A 16581-nucleotide genomic window follows, 5' to 3' on the forward strand; every position below is an offset into this window, starting at 1 on the left:
TACAGGCGCGATAAGCACCTATTTGACATTTGCAGAATTGAATAAGTATAACCCAGATTGGCGTGTTTGTGCATTTTGTCATTAATCACGGTTGGAAATGGACACGAATACCAAGGATTGCTCCCTTCCAGAGCCAAAAAGCCCGCGCCAAACCATCATCCATGCGCCAACAATTGATGGATGGGCGTCTCTGCAATCCGCGTTCGGCGTTGGTTCTTCTCGTGCAGGGCCATGGCAATCAGGAAGATCGCGCAGAACATGGTGAAAGCAATGCCGAGCAAAACCAGGTTCAAATAAGCGGATTCAGTGTACTGGTTGGCGAGAGTCCATTTGGAGGCATTGAATTCACTCTCCGGAAAATACCAGGAGGCGGCGACGACCCGCCATTGCCGGGCATTGTTAAAGATTTCAAACAGCCCCCAACCGCTGAATGCGAAGACGGCGCCAAATGCGAAGGGAGAACGCTTCCGGTAATCCAGCCAGAGTTGAAATTCGTTGGCCGCCAGGAAGACCAGGAAAACAAACCCGACGATGATGATGCGGGTGGCGACCCGTTCGCCGCTCAAAATGGGAATGTCGAAGGTGTCACGCAGGGGTTTATACACCTGATTCATGGACAAAAGGACCATTCCCAGAACGGGAATGTAGCAGCGGATGTACCGGTTCTTGAGCGGTTTTCTGAACCACGGCCTGATCAGGCCAAAGAGAACCAGGAAGGCGAAACCCGCGAAACCGATATACAGGCTCAGTTCCCAGGTGCCCAGGTATTTTCCGACGCCGGCCAATCTGGCCAGGATCGGTTTGTCCACCATGACCAGGGCGTGATAGATGGCACCGACGTTCAGATATCCGGCGATAAATTCGTTTTTATAATCGTCGAGCAGGCTGAATTCAGGGGTCAGGCGCATGAACCCCAGCAACACCGAAAAAACTGCGGCGCTGGCGATGGTCATGAAATTGCGATAATAGGCGATGGCAAAGAAACCCAGGAAGAACAGCAACCAGATGAACTGGTGATAGGAGCCCTGCAGCAGAACGGCGAACAGGACCACCGCCATCTTGAAAATCCACTGCCAGCCCGGTTTTTGGTTGATGGCCTCGAAGATCAAATACGCGAACCAGGGGAAAAGGAAATAGCCCGTCCACGTCAGGTGGCCGACGGCGATGCCGGCGGTAATGTTCCCGTTGAAGTTGAAAAGGACGTCCACAATCCCGAAGGTGAGCAGTGACCAGTTCAACTTCCTGCGCAATTGAAGCAATCCCCAGAATCCGGCCGCGTAAAGCAGGACCACCTGGAAAAGCGAAAACTGTGCGACGCTCATGAACGGCAGGAATACGATTTGCGGTGAGAGCAATAGATCCGGAATGGCAAGGACCTTGGTGGAGGCGGTTGCGCCCATGTCCATCGGAGTGCTGGCGTTCAAGGGCAGGGTCAGGCTGGAAACCGCATTGCGAATGAGCGTGAGTCGCGGGGCGGTAATATCGGCCCAATCATGAAACGTGATCGGCCCGCGCCCCCAATTCATGAAGAGCCCCCAGAAAATAAGGCCGGCTACGAAAACCAATCCCAGAAAAATGCGGTTAAGACGGTAATATCTTTTGGATGGGTGGGCGGTCAAAGAATCGACCACGACCTGGTAATAATGGAAAAGTGCATTCATGTTTCGACCAGTAACGGATTCCTTTAATCAAATTTCCAGTAAATGAATTTCTGTCCGTGCAAAACGCAGGAAAGTATACCCCAAAAAAACCACATGACATTCTAAGGATTTTCTTAGAATGCCATGTGGCGTAATTCACAATGATCCGTCAGATCGAGTTCTACTCTTCCTTTTTCTCGAACACGCCGGCATGATCGCAAACAGCCTGGACAAAGGCCAGGAAAAGTGGATGCGGCCGGTTAAAGCGTGAGAGGAACTCGGGGTGGAACTGCGTGCCCATCATAAACGGGTGGTCGGCATATTCCACGATTTCCACCAGGCGGCCATCGGGTGAAAGCCCCGCGAAGCGCATGCCGTTGGCTTCCATGATGGCGCGGTAAGCGTTATTGAACTCAAAACGATGGCGGTGGCGTTCCTGGACGACTTCCTCGCCGTAGGCTGCGGCCGCGATCGTGCCAGGTTGCAGATGGCAGGGATACAATCCCAGGCGCATGGTGCCGCCCATTTCGGTAATTTGCTGTTGATCGGGCATCAGGTCAATGACCGGGTAAGGGGTGGTGCGGTCGAATTCGGTCGAATTGGCTTCGTCGTTTTGGAAGATGTGCCGGCCAAACTCGATGACCATTAACTGCATGCCCAGGCACAGCCCCAGATAGGGAATTTTATGGGTGCGCGCGAATTTGGCGGCCTGGATCTTGCCTTCGATGCCGCGACTGCCAAACCCGCCCGGGACGATGATGCCGTCCACCTGTTCGATCACGTCCCAGCCCTTGCCGCGTTCCAGTTCGGCGCTGTGGACCCATTTCAGCTCTACTTCGACACCCAGCTTCAAAGCGGCATGGTCAATGGCTTCGCGCACGCTGATGTAAGCGTCGTGCAATTCGACATATTTCCCGACCAGCGCGATTTTGATCTTGGGTTTGGGCGTGCGAATCTTTTCGATTTGCTCCACCCACGCCGACCAATCCGGTTTGGTGCGCGCCTGCATTCCCAGTTTCTCCAGAATGTAGTCGGCGACGGACGCATCCTCGAGCAACAACGGAACTTCATACAGGACCTTCGCAGTCACCATGGGAACCACGGCCCGCTTGTCCACATCGCAGAATTGGGCAATCTTCTCGCTCAGGGATGGATCGACCGGATAATCGGAGCGCGCGACGATCATGTCTGGCGAGATGCCAATCGAACGCAATTCGTGCACCGAGTGCTGGGTGGGTTTGGTTTTGAGTTCCTGGGTTGCGCCGATATACGGCAGCCAGGTGACGTGCACGTAGAAAGTGTTCTCGCGTCCCAGATCGCTGCGCAACTGGCGCAGGGCTTCCAGGAAGGGCAGGCTTTCGATGTCGCCAACTGTGCCGCCGACCTCGACGAGCACGATTTCAGCTCCGGTGGTCTTGGCCACCAGGCCGATGCGGCGCTTGATTTCGTTGGTGATGTGCGGAATGACCTGAATGGTTCCGCCCAAAAAATCTCCCCGGCGTTCTTTGGAGATGACCTCGGCATATACCTGGCCGGTGGTGATATTACAAACCCGGTTCAAGCGAATATCAATAAAGCGCTCGTAGTGGCCCAGATCCAGGTCGGTCTCGGCGCCGTCATCCAACACGAACACTTCGCCATGCTGATACGGGCTCATGGTGCCAGGATCGACGTTGATATAGGGATCCAATTTCTGCATGGAAACCGAGAATCCGCGTTCCTTGAGCAGCCGCCCCATGGCAGCCGCGGTGACACCTTTACCGACGGAACTGACCACGCCACCGGTGAAGAAGATATATTTTGTGGGCATACGCACTCCTTAAATTGAGAACGGTCGATTCCTTAATGACAAAGAAGTGGGGAGGGCCGATGATCGGCGCCTCCCCACCTGTGGGTCGCTTTGATGGAATGAAGAAATCGTTGTAATAATAAAAATCGCATAATCAACCAAGAAACCTGCCTGGTGAAAACAGAACCTGTTTCCGTCGTCAGGCGAACCTCCAGGATACTTACAAAGTTCTGGGGAAGTTTACCATAAAAAACCAAAAAACCGAAGCTTTCCGGGCAAGTCAGGAACGTGGATTTGGAAGTTCGTTCGCGAGGATGGTCGGCAGAGCCACCGGAATGCCGGCCTGATCGAGCGCATCCAGGGCATTGCGGCGCAGGATGGCCTGCACGCCGTATTGCTTTCCGGGCAAGGTTCGCGCCGCCAGGCGGACCTGTACGGCCCAATCACTCAGGCCGTTCCAACCGATGACTTCCGGTGGATCGAGCAGCAGGGGTTTCATCTGTTCATCCTCCGCACAGCGGGCCGCCGCGGACTTCAAGACTTCGTAAGCCTGGTGGAGATCGACGGAATACGGCAGGTTGATATCCACGATGGCGCGCATCCATTGGTGCGAGGCGTTTGCCACGATGCGTACTTCGGAATTCGGAAAGATGTGCAACAGGCTGTTGTATTCACGGATGCGGGTGGCGCGCATGCTGATCTCTTCCACTTCACCGCGCACCGAACCGACCTTGATTTCATCGCCGATGGCAAATTGGTGTTCGGTCAGAATGGCCAGGCCGGCCAGAAAATCCTTGATCAAGGCCTGCGCCCCGAGCGATAGAGCCAATCCGACAATTCCAAGGCTGGCCAGGATGGGCGTCATATCGATGCCCAGGATGTTGAGCAGGCTGATAAAGCCGCCAATGATGATGAAACCGTCCAGGGTCGTGACGCCGACCGAAATCGAGGTGGCGATGCGTCCTTTACGGGCGGTATCCGTCTCGCGTTCCACCCAGTGCCGGCGCAGGATATTCTTAACGCGCTGGACGATCTGCGTGAGCACGAAAATGAAAATGACCAGGATCAGGCTGCGAATAAAGACTTCGACATCCAGGAAAAATGGCAGGTTCAAAGCCTCACTTCCTTTCGGTTGAAATTCACAAGGCGATTATAACAAACCCACAAAAAAAGTCGCCCGGTAAAGGGCGACTTTTTCGTTTCCAGTGTTCCGCTGAAACCTGAGGGAGGATTCCGATTTCAGGCGGTCCGTGCTTTTTGTTCGAGCGTGCGGGAGAACGCGTCTTCCTGCTCGACATTCGATGACTTGGATTTTTTCTTCTCTTCTTGTTCTTTTTTGCGCGTCTTGGCTTTTTCCATGGCTTCGCGAATGGCGATTTCCATGGCGGTCGGCTCATTTTCATCCTTGGGCTCGTTGATCGATTCCATCAGATGAGAGAAGTCTTCGCCGCCTTCGTGCGTGCGCGAGCGCGGAGCAGCCTTCTTCTTGCGTTGGGGTTTCTCACGCTTGGGCGTCAAATCCGAAAGGCGCACGGGTTCTTCTTCTTTGACCGGCTCGGGCTGCATGGCCTTGAGGCTCAGTTTGATCTGTTTCTTCTTCTTGTTGACATCCAGCACCATGGCTTCGACTTCGTCGTCTTCTTTGACGACATCCGACGGCTGGCGAACATAGCCGTGAGCCATTTCACTGATGTGAATCAGGCCGGGGCGTTCAGCGCCGATATCGACGAATGCGCCAAATTTTTCGAGGCGAACGACCTTGCCTTTGACAACCATATCTTTCTTGATATCTTTCCAGTCCAGGTCGAGCGGCTTGAACATGGTTAATTCGATGCGGTTGTCTTTCACACGGCGAACCCAAACTTCGATTTCCTGACCAATTTGCAGTACTTCGGCGACGCTGGTGAGCTGCTGACCGGGTTCGGCGGTCTGAATCTGTGAGATGTGCAGCAGGCCCAGCTTCCCTTCTCCAAGGTCGACCACCGCGCCGGCAAGTGCTGTTTTCACCACCTTACCGGTAAAGTGGGTCTTCGGTTTTAATTCGGCGGAGTTTTCGACTTCCGCCACTTCAGTATTATCCATTATTCCTTCTCCCTTTATCAGTTTTCAGCGAAGGCCAATTATACCTCCCGCATCCTAAACTGTCAATTAATCCAGCGTGTTCAATATCGCGATTAAAGAGTGCGAACCTCACTGGCGATTTTGTTAAAAATCAAGGCCGCCCTGGAATCGGGGCGGCCTTGATGGATGGATGGCCGAATTCTCTCACGAGCTGAACGTCAGGGTTAATTCCAGCGTCTTGGAGTCGCGGGCGACTTTCAGGGTCACGGTATCGCCCGGGGCGTAATGGAAGAGGGCGTTCAGATAGGGTTGGCTGTCGCTCAGCGGGTAATCACCGATCTGGGTGATGATATCGCCCACTTTGATGCCGGCTTTATCGGCCGGGCTGTTGGGTGTAACATCCACCACGTAAACGCCCCATTGCACAGGCAGATTGTAGCGCTGCGCGGTCGCCGGATCGATGGTCTGGTAGCGGATGCCCACATTGGGACGGGCGATCGACCCGTTGGCAATGATCTTGCCGGCGATGACCTGTACCGTGCTGGACGGGATCGAAAAGCCCAGCCCTTCCACCACCGTGCTCGAACTCTGGCTGTCGCGAAGAATGAGGGTATTGATGCCGATCACCTGACCGGCCAGGTTGACCAGCGGTCCGCCGGAATTGCCCTGATTGATCGCTGCGTCCGTCTGGAGCAGGTTTTCCATCAGATAGCCGTTTCCCGAGTCCAGACTACGCCCGGTGGCGCTGATGACGCCGGTGGTGACGGTGTTCTTGAAATTTCCCAGCGGCGAACCGATGGCGATGACCGTTTCACCGGGTTTCAACGTGTTCGAGTTCCCCAGCTCTGCGATTGCGGGCAGGGCGCCATCGACTTTAAGCACCGCCAGGTCCGTAAATTGATCGCTGCCAACCACCTGCGCGGAGCGTTCGTCGCCGTTGGCGAGAATCACCTTGAGGGATTGGGCGCCTTCGATGACGTGATTATTGGTGATGATGTAGCCCTGATCCGATATGATTACGCCGCTTCCGGAGGCTGTGCCGCCCGAAATGACGCCAAAAAACGACATTTGATCCGGCAATTGGCCGACGACGGTCACGACGGCCGGACCCACTTTTTCAACCGCGTCCGTAATGGCGGTTTCGATATTGACCGTCTGGATTTGGAGGGTTTCGGTCGGCGAACCGGCCAGGGTCGTATTGGATGGAGAGGCGCCAGCCGTAGGGGCGGCGCTGGAGCGCCCGACCATCCCCTGATATACGATGACGCCGCCGACGAGTGTGCCGGCCAATCCGGCGCCAAATGCGACGATCAACAACAAGAGAACTACCCAACCTCGTTTCACAGGTTAGCCCTCCGATGGATGAAATCTCAATTGCCCTGCAGAAGCAATTCCACCGCCCTGTCCAGTTGAGGATCCCGTCCGGCGGTGTAATCTTCCTCGGTCATCTTCACTTCCACGTCCGGCGTCAGGCCTTTGCCGTTGATCTGGCGCTCTTTGGGCGTCAACCAGCGCGCGATGGTAATGCGCACTGCGCCCTGGTTGTCCTGCAAGGCCGTCCATTTTTGCACGGTGCCCTTGCCGTAGGTGGTCACACCGACCAGTTTTGCCCGGCCGGCATCCTGCAAGGCTCCGGCGGTGATCTCGGAAGCGGACGCGGACCCCTCGTTCACCAGAACGACCATCGGGATATCCAACGCCAGACCGCCCTTCAAAGCGCTGTATTCGGTTCGGGTGCCGTCGCCATACTCTTCCAGAAGGACATTGCCCGTATTGATAAACTGGGAGGTAACCTCGACCGCCGTCTCCAAATACCCACCGCCGTTATAGCGCAGATCCAGAATCAGACCCTTGGGATTCTGAGCCAGGAGGTCTTTCAAGGCGTCTTTCAACTCCTGGGTGGTTTTATCGCCGAAGTTGCTCATCTGAATGTAGGCAACCCCGGAATCCAGCATCTTATAGGTGACGGAAGACTGCTGGATCTTGGCGCGCGTAACCTTGATATCCAGAGGCTGCTCGACGCCTTCGCGTTGAATGGTAAGCGTTACATCCGTGCCCGCCGGCCCCTTGACCTTGCTCAGCACGATGTTGCCATCGACGCCGGTCATGTCTTCACCGTTCACGGCAATGATGACATCTCCCACCTTGAGCCCGGCTTTTTCAGCCGGCGAACCGGGCATGGGGCTGACGATCTTGAGATAGTCGCCAGTGATATCCACGATCGCGCCGATGCCTTCGTATTCACCTTCCAGGGCAGTGTTGGCCTGGCTGTATTCCTCCGGGCTCATATAAGAGGTGTGCGGATCGCCTAGCGATTCCAACATGCCTTTGATGGCGCCGCGCATCAGGGCTGTATTATCCACCGGTTGATCGACATAAGTCGAATGGACCAGATCCCAGGTCTCCCAGAAGGGTTTGAAGGTTTGAGACAGGTCTTCGGGTGTACCCGTACCCTGACTGGCCGTGGGATTAAGGGTCACCACCGGCGAATTGATGCTCAGATTGGTCTTGGGAAGCGTCCAACCGACCAAAACACCGCCGGAAAAACTGCCCAACAGCAAAACAGCCGCAACCAGGCCGATCAAAAGATTACGCGCTAAACGAGAGGACATCCTCTACTCCTCGAATGAAATTGTTCTCACATTGAATGTAACACTAAAAAATTAAGAATTAGTAAAGATCAAGACGCTCATTTTGAATCGTCTTTGGAATCCTGCGAAGAGTCGGATTTCCGGCGCAATTCGGCGGCACGGCGCGCAAGCTCGGATAACATTTCGTCTTCCTTCTTCCAGGGCTTGCGAATGGATTGTTCCAGGCCTTGGAACGGGCTGTTGGAGTCCTTGTCCCTGCCTTTCTTCTTGTCGCGCCAGGCAGTAAACAGCGACAGGTTAAGAACCACCAGAAAAAGTGCCAGAAGCCCAAGAATTACCCAGCCCAATGGGGATATGTCATTCACAGGTGCTTTTCTCTTTTCTCTTCGATAGATCACCGTTGCTCTGTGGAATAACGGTGGGAAGATCCGCCAACCGAGGAATTGCAGGCGCAAAGGGAACAGCCGGATTGGGCGAGCCGATGAGAACGGTTCGAAATCCCAGCTGATGGGCAACAGCCAGATTGTTCGCGAAATCGTCCACCAACACGCAATCCGCCGGCTGCGGACATCCGGCGCGCGCCAGCGCAATTTCGAAGGCTTCGGGCATGGGTTTGCAATAGGGGCTCAGCGCAACGATGTCGATAATGCCGTCGAAAAGGCCTTCAAGGCCAAGCGTTTTCAAAACCCGCGAAGCGTGCGCGCAATCGCCATTGGTGAAGATGAACTTTGGCATCGTGTACCCGACCAGCACCTGGCGTAATTCGGCGTCCAGTTTGAGGTAATGCTCGAGTGGAACGTCGTGGACGAAACGCAGATAGTCGGCCGGATCGACTGACAGGGTGGCTTCCAGACCGCGCAGCGTGGTGCCATAGGTTTTGAATAAACGATGGCGCAGTGGGGGTACCTCCGCCAGCGGAATGCCCAGCACCGAATGCATATACAGGTCGATTCGGTCACGGATGTTTTTCCAGAGGCCGCAATCAGCCGGGTAAAGCGTGTCGTCCAGGTCTATGAAAAGTGTCATTTCACTCATGACGCCAGTATAATCGAATGCGAGCGGATTTACAAAGCCGACAATGCGGAAGTCATGACCTGAAATAGGACTATATTCCTATTCCTACTTTCAATGGAAAAACTATAATCGAACCGCTCAGGAGCCTCAATGCCGATCCAAATACTTTCGGATGATGTCGCATCCCAGATTGCCGCGGGGGAAGTCGTCGAACGCCCTGCGTCCGTTGTGAAGGAGTTGCTCGAGAATTCACTGGACGCCGGCGCGCGTTCGATCAACATACGGATCGAAGGAGCCGGGCAGCGCTTGATCGAAGTATCTGACGATGGGGACGGAATTTCTCAGGGTGAACTGACCCTGGCTGTGGCCCGGCACGCGACCAGCAAGTTGCGCACCGCCGAGGATCTCTTTCATATCACAACGCTTGGTTTTCGCGGCGAAGCGCTGGCCTCCATTGCCTCCGTTTCGCGCTTTTCCATCACCACCCGCCGGACCGGCGCCGAGGTCGGTTCTCACATCCGGGTGGAAGGCGGCGCAGCCCGTCCGGTGGAAGGAGCCGGCGGCCCGGAAGGAACGGAGGTGCGGGTCGAAGACCTGTTTTTCAATGTGCCTGCCCGCCTGAAGTTCCTGAAACACGATTCGACCGAACGCGGCCAGATCGATGGATTGGTGACTAGATACGCATTGGCGTATCCACAGGTGCGCTTTCAACTCTGGCAGGATAATCGCGCGACGCTGAAAACCAGCGGCAACGGCGACCGGCGTGAAATCCTGGCTCAGCTTTATGGGATCGAGATTGCGCGCCAGCTCCTGGAAGTGAATTCGGATGAGGATGGACGCCACATGAACGGCTTCATCAGCCCGGTCGCTCTAACGCGTTCCAATCGCCGGGATATCACCTTCTTCATCAACGGTCGCTGGGTCCAATCGGTTCCATTGACAACCGCATTGGTGCAGGCCTATCACACGCTTTTGATGGTCGGACGATTCCCACTGGCGGTTGTCTTCTTGAATCTGCCGCCGGAAGAAGTGGATGTGAATGTCCATCCGGCCAAAGCCGAAGTTCGTTTTCGCGAGCCGGAAAGGATCTTCAGCCTGGTGCAGCGCGGAACCCGCCGGGCGTTATTGGCGTATTCGCCGGTGCCATCGATCGGTTTACCCCAATGGCAAACCGCCGCGGCCCAGCCCAGGGTCATCGACCCGGCCTGGGATATGGCAGCGGATTTGAAATCGGATTCGCGTCCTGCCGAACTACCGGAAGAAGCGCTGGTGCCCTCGGAAACGGTTGGAGCCGCGCCGGTCGAGCTGCCGTCGGGGCAACTTCCTCTTTTGCGTTTGATCGGGCAGGTCGGACTTTCCTACCTGGTGGCAGAGGGGCCGGATGGCCTGTATTTGATCGACCAGCATGCCGCCCACGAACGGGTGCTTTTCGAACGCTTAATGAAGCAGGTGGCCGGAAAAAGCATTCCTGCCCAAGCTCTGATCGAACCGGCAGTGGTCACGTTCCCACCCCAGCAGGCCGGATTGTTCAGCCACCAAATGGACGCTTTGGAGCATATCGGTTTTCAGATCGAACCCTTTGGGCCCGCTTCTTTTCGAGTGCGGGCAATTCCCGCATTACTGGTGAGCATGGACCCCGCGGCAGCACTGCGGGTGCTGGTGGAGGACTTTGAAGAGGATGAAAATCCGCTGCGCAGCGAAATCGAGGGCAGGGTGGCAGCCCGGGTTTGCAAGCGCGCCGCGGTAAAAGCCGGTCAGGCAATGTCGATCGAGGAGCAAAAGAAACTGGTGGCCGATCTGGAAACCTGCCAATCGCCGCGCACCTGCCCGCATGGACGGCCCACCATGATTCACCTTTCGGTGGATCTGCTGGAACGCCAGTTTGGCCGCCGGGGTAGTCGATAATTTTTTTTTAGTTTGGGAGTGGATATGCAAATTGTGACGGATCGTGGCGCTGATCTATTACCTGAAGTGGCTGAGAAATACGGCATCCACTTCACACCCCTGAAAGTGACCCTGGACAGCCATACGTACGCCAGCGGGGTAGATATCACCCCGGAGGAATTTTATAAACTGCTGGAGGGCACAGAGGACATGCCGTTGACCTCTCAACCTTCCGTAGGCGAGTTTGTGGATTTGTACCGTCAACTGGCGCAAACCGATCCGGATATCCTGTCCATTCACATCTCATCCGGTTTGAGCGGGACGTTGAACTCGGCGCGCACTGCCGCTGCCCTGGTACCGGAAGCGAATGTCACCCTGGTCGATACCGCCACGCTTTCGTGTCCGGAAGGCTGGCAGGTGGAAGCCGCCGCCCGCGCGATTCGAGGCGGCTGGTCGAAGGAGCGCATCCTGGAATACCTGGCTGAAATCCGCGCCCAGACCGAAGGAATGTTCACGGTGGCCACGCTCAAATACCTGATCCACGGCGGACGCATCAGCCACATCAAAGGTTTGATGGCCTCACTGCTCAACATCAAGCCCATCATCGGCGTGGCAAAAACCGACGGCAAGTATTTTCAACTGGGCCAGGAGATCACACTGAAACGGGCCATCCTGCGCGAAGCCGACCTGGTGGTCAGGCGCTTCGGCGAAGGCGCCAAACTGCGCGTGCAGTTGCTGCATGCCAATAATTTGCCCGGAACGGAATGGCTGCGTGAAAGACTCAGCCAACTGTTCGACATCGAGTGGGTTCCGACGATTTCGATTACCCCCGCCTTGGGCGCGCATGTCGGCGTCGGCCTGGTAGGCATGGCCGTCGGCCCGGCGGCGTTGTTCGCTTCGCTTCCCGGCTAGGCTTATTTCTTTACATTGACGGGCAGTTCCACCGTGAAGGTCGAGCCGGCGTTGACCTGGCTCTGTACGGTGATCGTTCCGCCGTGAATTTCGATGATGCGATTGCAGATCGAAAGCCCCAGCCCGGTGCCCGGATAGGCTTCCTGAATATTATGCGCCCGATAGAATTTCTCGAACACATGGGGGAGATCTGCTTCCGGGATGCCCACGCCGTTATCCTGGATTGAAAAACTGACCGAATCGCCGTTCTTCCAGGCATTGACCAGTACCCGACCGCCGGTCTGGTTGTATTTAATGGCATTGTTGAGCAGGTTGACAACGACCTGCTTGATTTTGTTCTCGTCGGCGGTGAGAAATAAGGGCTGATCGGCTGAAAACATTTGGATGCTGATGCCGGCTTCTTCGGCCTTGGGTCGGAGTGTGCGGCAGCTTTCCGTCAAAAGGTTCCGAAGATCAAAAGCTGTCGCAGAAAAAGTCAGCCGTCCGGCTTCGAGGCGCGAATACTCCAGATAGGAGCTTGCCAGGTCATTCAAACGGGTGACTTCTTCGGCGATCGATTCAGCGAATTGCTGCCTTTGGTCGTTGGTGAGGTCGCTGCGTTTCAGCAGGTAGGCGATCGTCAGGATGGAGGCGAGCGGCGTGCGCAGTTCATGCACCAATTCGTTGATGAGATCAGCCTGCTGATATAACCTGGAATTCTCGACAGCAATGGCCGCCTGAGCCGCCAGAACTGTCAGGACGTCGACATCCTGTTCATTAAAATAATCTTGCTTCTTGTTGACCACTTCCAAAACCCCCTGAATCTTGTCTTTCGCAACCAGTGGTACAGCAATCAGCGATGTTGTTGCGGTGTTCAAAAGCGAATCATTCTTGACGATAGCCCGCTGATCTGATTCGACATCCACCACAATCATGGGCTTTCGATGAACGCAGACCCAGCCAGCAACGCTGGTGGCCGGAAGGCACTGTCCCTGTAAGGCATGTTCGTGTTGCGAATTGGTCGACGCTTGAAGAACGAGACCCCCTTTGTTTTCGTCGTAAAGAAACACGTAAGCTGTTTCAGCGCTGCTCAAGTTTTCGGCCACCCGCAGAATCTTCCGCAATAACACTTCCAGATCGAGGGTGGACGCCAGATCCCTGGAGATTTCGAGCAATTGATCGAAATGTTGAGCATTGATCGACACAATTAATTCTCCATTAGTATAGCACGTGTAATTGCTGGAAGCGCAAGCGATACATCAGCTTTCAAAAGTATCGATGCCTGCCGATCCAGGTAGGTCGGCGATAGGGTGTTGAGGATCAATTCGGCCCCATTTTTTAGCGCAAGCATGGGAAGGCTGTTCACCGGCAGCACTTCGAGTGAGGTGCCCGCCACCAGGAACACGTCCGCGCCTTTCGCCAGGTCCACGGCTCTCGACCAGGCTTCCACCGGCAGCATTTCTTCATAGAAAACGATGTCGGGTTTTAAGATTGCGTTGCAAGCCGTGCAATGCGGCAGGACATCGTTTTCGATAAAGGCCGGGCAGTAAGCCTCCGAATGGAATGTCCGGTGGCAGGCCGGGCAGGTAAGCGTTTTCAAGGAGCCGTGCAGCTCGATGACGGTGCGCGAACCCGCCTTCTGGTGCAGCCCATCGATGTTTTGAGTCAGGATTGCATGAAGTATACCAGCCTTCTCCAACTCAGCCAGCGCCAGGTGGGCCGGATTGGGTTCGGCCGCGGCCATCTTGACCGCAAGCGGACGCAGCCAGGCAAAGAAACGTTCCGGACGGCGGCGGAAGGTTGATAACGAGATGACCTCCAGCGGATCGACGTGTTCCCATTCGCCGGTGCCGGGAGAACGAAAATCCGGGATCCCGGACGGTGTGGAGAGTCCGGCGCCCGTCAACGCCACAGCATGCTGAGCGGAACGCAGCTTTTCGGCTGCCCGCTGGATCAAATCGTCGAAAATCCCGGTCATTTGGTCTGCGTTTTAATGCGTTGCGAAACCAGGTCCGCCATGCGGTAATACTGCTGGCTGACCAGACCTTCTTTTTGGATTTCGATTAATGGGATCGAGCGCGTTGCGGCGTAAAAAGCCTGTTCGGGCGCAGGTGGGATCATCATCGCGATCGGCTGGCCGATTTTTTCCTGGATCTGGGAAGCCGAGAGCACGACATCCGCGCGCACGCGGTTGATCGCCATGACCGTGAGCAGTTTGGATTTCCCGAACCCTCGAGCGACCAGATCATCGATCAAGAATCGTGTCCGGTCGACGGACGAAGGTTGGGGTTCGGTGATCACAATGGCTTCGTTCAGTTGCGGCAAAATCCGGTCGAGCATCGGGTGAAAACTCGTGCCAATGTCCAGGATGACGAACGGCGCCATCAAGGATAACTGTTGGATGATGGCTTCCATCTGCGGACCGTAGTTGAGCGAATCGGTGTCACGCGTACGCGAAGAGGCCAGCAGCAGGCGCACGCCGTAGGTGGTGCGAATCAGTTCCTTTTCGACTACATTTACAGTAATGTCGGTTGGACGGCAATGCAGCAGATTATTCAATCCCTCGGGATTGGAAAGTTTAAGATCGATTGCCCAGGTTCCCTGGCTGGGGCGAAGTTCGGCGGCGATGGTATTGATATTCGTCCGTTCGTGGAAGGCGAGCGCCAGGTTCAATGCCAGTGTGGAAACCCCCAGGCCGCCCTTGGCGGCAATGACGCCCAGGGTGTAGCCGCGATCGACCGATGGGGTCGGCCCGGTGCGCACTTTGACGCGCGTCAACAGGGCCTTGATATGCGCCACCAATTCAGCCGGGTGGACCGGCTTGGTCAGATAGTCATCGACGCCAGATTCATAGCCTTTTACCTTATCATCCACCTGGCTCTTGGCGGTGAACATCAGAATTGGGGTGACGGTGGTGGCGGTTTCCTTGCGCAGGCGGCGGGTTACCTCGTAGCCATCCATGTCCGGCATCATGATGTCCAGCACAATCAAATCCGGCTGTTCATTGCGGGCCATCGCCAGCGCTTCAGCGCCATTATGGGCTGTCGCGACCTGATATCCCTGGCGTTGAAGCATCAACCCCACCAATCGTAACGTTTCCAGGTCATCGTCAACAATGAGGATTTTCTCTGGCATGGCACCCCTCCCTGTACTTTGCTGAATCCCTTCAGGAAAAACCATTCATGAAATTACTTTTAGGTCAATACTATTCTAAATCAAATCCAGAAAAACATACACTATAATCAGCTTATGTTGGAAAGAATCCGGGAAACTGCGCTGAACGATTGCAAACTACCCCCTGGAGCAACCGTGCTGGTTGGCGTTTCTGGCGGGCCAGACAGCCTGTGTCTGGTGGTCGCTTTGCAGCGTCTGGGATTCCACCCCATCGCCGCGTATTTCGATCATCAATTACGCGCTGAAGCGGAAAGTGAAAGCCGGCAGGTCGAAGCTCTGGCAGCCAAATTGGGTATCCGGTTTACGGCCGGGCGTGGCAATGTGGCCGAGGTCGCCCGCTTGAACGGCCAATCCATCGAAGCCGCGGCCCGTGAGATGCGCTATCGGTTCCTGTTTTCGCGCGCGCGCGAATTTCAGGCTGAGGCGGTGGCCGTGGGTCACAACGCCAACGACCAGGTGGAGACGGTGCTGATGCATATCCTGCGCGGCAGCGGGCTGGACGGGCTGCGCGGTATGCCCTTCCGCGTTCTATCCGGGTGGGACGACCAGATTCCACTGGTGCGGCCCCTGCTGCGCTGCTGGCGGGAGGAGATCGTCTCTTTTTGCGCTGCCGCCGGCCTGCAACCCGTGCTGGACCGTAGCAATCTCGAACCGGTTTATTTTCGAAATCGGATTCGGTTGATTCTGATGCCGGAAATCGAAAAACAGGCTCCCGGGGCTGGAGAACGAATCTGGAAACTCTCGCAACTCGCGGATGATGAATTGAAATGGCTGGATGCTCTGGAACAGCAGGCCTGGTCGGATTGCATGCTGGAAGTCACGCCAGGCAGCGTGCGTTTCGATCTGGCTGCCGTTCGTGCTTTGGCAGCACCGCTGCAGCGCCGCCTGATCCGCCGCGCGGCCCAAATCTTACGCCCGGCCGGCGAGGGAATGGACTTCGGAAATTTGAAGCGCGCGGCCGACTTCATCCAATCACCGCGCAGCGATCGAAAAATCGAATTGGTGCAGAAGCTGGAGTTACGTGCCCAGGGCAAAGAACTGATCCTGTTCACGCGTAATCATTCGGCGGATCTATCGCGCTACCCGCAAATGGGAATTTCGGACCCGGTTGTATTGCAACTGCCCGGCGGACAGGCGCTGGGAAATGGATGGGAGATCACCGCCGAGGTGTGCGACCCTCCCGATCCGGGTGCAATCATGGCCCCGCGAAACCAACTGCAACTCGAAGCCTGGTTGGATGTGGATTCGCTTTCCGAAACCCTGGAGATCCGCCAACCGCAGGCCGGGGACCGTTTCCAACCTTTGGGCATGCCTGCGGGAAGCCAGAAACTCTCGGATTTCTGGATCAACCGCCATATTCCAGCCGAGGCCAGACGCGCCTGGCCGTTGGTATTCAGCGCGGGCGAAATCGCTTGGGTTCCCGGTTTTTCACCCGCCGATCGCTTTCGCGTGCGCGAGCAAACATCGCGCTGCGTTCATCTTCGCATCCACCGCGTGGAGCGATAAAAAAAACGGCGCCCGTACGGACGCCGTATTC

14 protein-coding genes are annotated in these 16581 nt (G+C 55.9%); 3 read left to right on the forward strand and 11 right to left on the reverse strand.

Features of this window, described 5'->3' with window-relative positions; all coding sequences use genetic code 11:
* Positions 1 to 155 precede the first annotated feature (155 nt).
* From LARV_RS10715 to LARV_RS10750, 8 genes are all read right to left on the reverse strand, one after another.
* Complete coding sequence (locus LARV_RS10715) at positions 156 to 1661, reverse strand: hypothetical protein (RefSeq protein WP_075073628.1); 1506 nt, start codon at positions 1659 to 1661, stop codon at positions 156 to 158.
* 160 nt (positions 1662 to 1821) lie between these two features.
* Positions 1822 to 3450, reverse strand: coding sequence for a CTP synthase (locus tag LARV_RS10720; protein WP_075073629.1), 1629 nt, complete (start codon positions 3448 to 3450; stop codon positions 1822 to 1824).
* A 259-nt stretch (positions 3451 to 3709) separates the two neighbouring features.
* Entirely contained in the window at positions 3710 to 4543 is an 834-nt protein-coding gene (locus tag LARV_RS10725; protein ID WP_075073630.1) for a mechanosensitive ion channel family protein, read from the reverse strand.
* A 125-nt stretch (positions 4544 to 4668) separates the two neighbouring features.
* The gene (locus LARV_RS10730) at positions 4669 to 5511 is read right to left on the reverse strand and encodes a S1 RNA-binding domain-containing protein (RefSeq protein WP_075073631.1); all 843 of its coding nucleotides are present in this window, start codon (positions 5509 to 5511) and stop codon (positions 4669 to 4671) included.
* A gap of 183 nt (positions 5512 to 5694) precedes the next feature.
* Positions 5695 to 6834 (reverse strand): S1C family serine protease, encoded by a 1140-nt coding sequence (locus tag LARV_RS10735; RefSeq protein ID WP_075073632.1) that lies wholly within the window; start codon positions 6832 to 6834, stop codon positions 5695 to 5697.
* A gap of 26 nt (positions 6835 to 6860) precedes the next feature.
* On the reverse strand, positions 6861 to 8102 hold the full coding sequence (locus LARV_RS10740; RefSeq protein WP_075073633.1) for a S41 family peptidase: 1242 nt from the start codon (positions 8100 to 8102) through the stop codon (positions 6861 to 6863).
* A gap of 77 nt (positions 8103 to 8179) precedes the next feature.
* On the reverse strand, positions 8180 to 8428 hold the full coding sequence (locus LARV_RS10745; protein WP_172797841.1) for a hypothetical protein: 249 nt from the start codon (positions 8426 to 8428) through the stop codon (positions 8180 to 8182).
* Between the two features lie 10 nt (positions 8429 to 8438).
* Positions 8439 to 9107, reverse strand: a complete 669-nt coding sequence (locus LARV_RS10750) for a pyrimidine 5'-nucleotidase (RefSeq protein WP_075073635.1) — start codon at positions 9105 to 9107, stop codon at positions 8439 to 8441.
* Positions 9108 to 9245: 138 nt separating this feature from the next.
* On the opposite strand from LARV_RS10750, the gene mutL reads away from it, so the two are divergent.
* Together mutL and LARV_RS10760 are read left to right on the forward strand one after the other, a co-directional pair.
* Positions 9246 to 11000 carry a DNA mismatch repair endonuclease MutL gene (gene mutL, locus LARV_RS10755; RefSeq protein ID WP_075073636.1) on the forward strand — a complete coding sequence of 585 codons (1755 nt, stop codon included), beginning with the start codon at positions 9246 to 9248 and terminating at the stop codon, positions 10998 to 11000.
* Between the two features lie 24 nt (positions 11001 to 11024).
* Positions 11025 to 11891, forward strand: a complete 867-nt coding sequence (locus LARV_RS10760) for a DegV family protein (RefSeq protein ID WP_075073637.1) — start codon at positions 11025 to 11027, stop codon at positions 11889 to 11891.
* 2 nt (positions 11892 to 11893) lie between these two features.
* Here LARV_RS10760 and LARV_RS10765 read toward each other — a convergent pair whose 3' ends face one another.
* The 3 genes from LARV_RS10765 to LARV_RS10775 are packed head-to-tail and all read right to left on the reverse strand — an operon-like array spanning position 11894 to position 15005.
* Positions 11894 to 13075 (reverse strand): GAF domain-containing sensor histidine kinase, encoded by a 1182-nt coding sequence (locus LARV_RS10765; protein ID WP_075073638.1) that lies wholly within the window; start codon positions 13073 to 13075, stop codon positions 11894 to 11896.
* 2 nt (positions 13076 to 13077) lie between these two features.
* Positions 13078 to 13848, reverse strand: a complete 771-nt coding sequence (locus tag LARV_RS10770; protein WP_075073639.1) for an SIR2 family NAD-dependent protein deacylase — start codon at positions 13846 to 13848, stop codon at positions 13078 to 13080.
* Positions 13845 to 15005, reverse strand: coding sequence for a response regulator (locus tag LARV_RS10775; protein WP_075073640.1), 1161 nt, complete (start codon positions 15003 to 15005; stop codon positions 13845 to 13847). Before LARV_RS10775 ends, LARV_RS10770 begins: the two co-directional genes overlap by 4 nt.
* 114 nt (positions 15006 to 15119) lie before the next feature.
* On the opposite strand from LARV_RS10775, the gene tilS reads away from it, so the two are divergent.
* Entirely contained in the window at positions 15120 to 16550 is a 1431-nt protein-coding gene (gene tilS, locus LARV_RS10780; protein WP_083522495.1) for a tRNA lysidine(34) synthetase TilS, read from the forward strand.
* Positions 16551 to 16581: the final 31 nt, after the last annotated feature.

The sequence above is a fragment of the Longilinea arvoryzae genome (assembly GCF_001050235.1).
Lineage (GTDB): Bacteria > Chloroflexota > Anaerolineae > Anaerolineales > Anaerolineaceae > Longilinea > Longilinea arvoryzae.

Excerpts from the sequence above, each read along its gene's own strand:
- LARV_RS10715 (WP_075073628.1), bottom strand. The coding sequence starts at position 1,661 with ATGAATGCACTTTTCCATTATTACCAGGTCGTGGTCGATTCTTTGACC.
- LARV_RS10720 (WP_075073629.1), bottom strand. The coding sequence starts at position 3,450 with ATGCCCACAAAATATATCTTCTTCACCGGTGGCGTGGTCAGTTCCGTC.
- LARV_RS10730 (WP_075073631.1), bottom strand. The coding sequence starts at position 5,511 with ATGGATAATACTGAAGTGGCGGAAGTCGAAAACTCCGCCGAATTAAAA.
- LARV_RS10740 (WP_075073633.1), bottom strand. The coding sequence starts at position 8,102 with ATGTCCTCTCGTTTAGCGCGTAATCTTTTGATCGGCCTGGTTGCGGCT.
- LARV_RS10750 (WP_075073635.1), bottom strand. The coding sequence starts at position 9,107 with ATGACACTTTTCATAGACCTGGACGACACGCTTTACCCGGCTGATTGC.
- mutL (WP_075073636.1), top strand. The coding sequence starts at position 9,246 with ATGCCGATCCAAATACTTTCGGATGATGTCGCATCCCAGATTGCCGCG.
- LARV_RS10760 (WP_075073637.1), top strand. The coding sequence starts at position 11,025 with ATGCAAATTGTGACGGATCGTGGCGCTGATCTATTACCTGAAGTGGCT.
- LARV_RS10770 (WP_075073639.1), bottom strand. The coding sequence starts at position 13,848 with ATGACCGGGATTTTCGACGATTTGATCCAGCGGGCAGCCGAAAAGCTG.
- LARV_RS10775 (WP_075073640.1), bottom strand. The coding sequence starts at position 15,005 with ATGCCAGAGAAAATCCTCATTGTTGACGATGACCTGGAAACGTTACGA.
- tilS (WP_083522495.1), top strand. The coding sequence starts at position 15,120 with ATGTTGGAAAGAATCCGGGAAACTGCGCTGAACGATTGCAAACTACCC.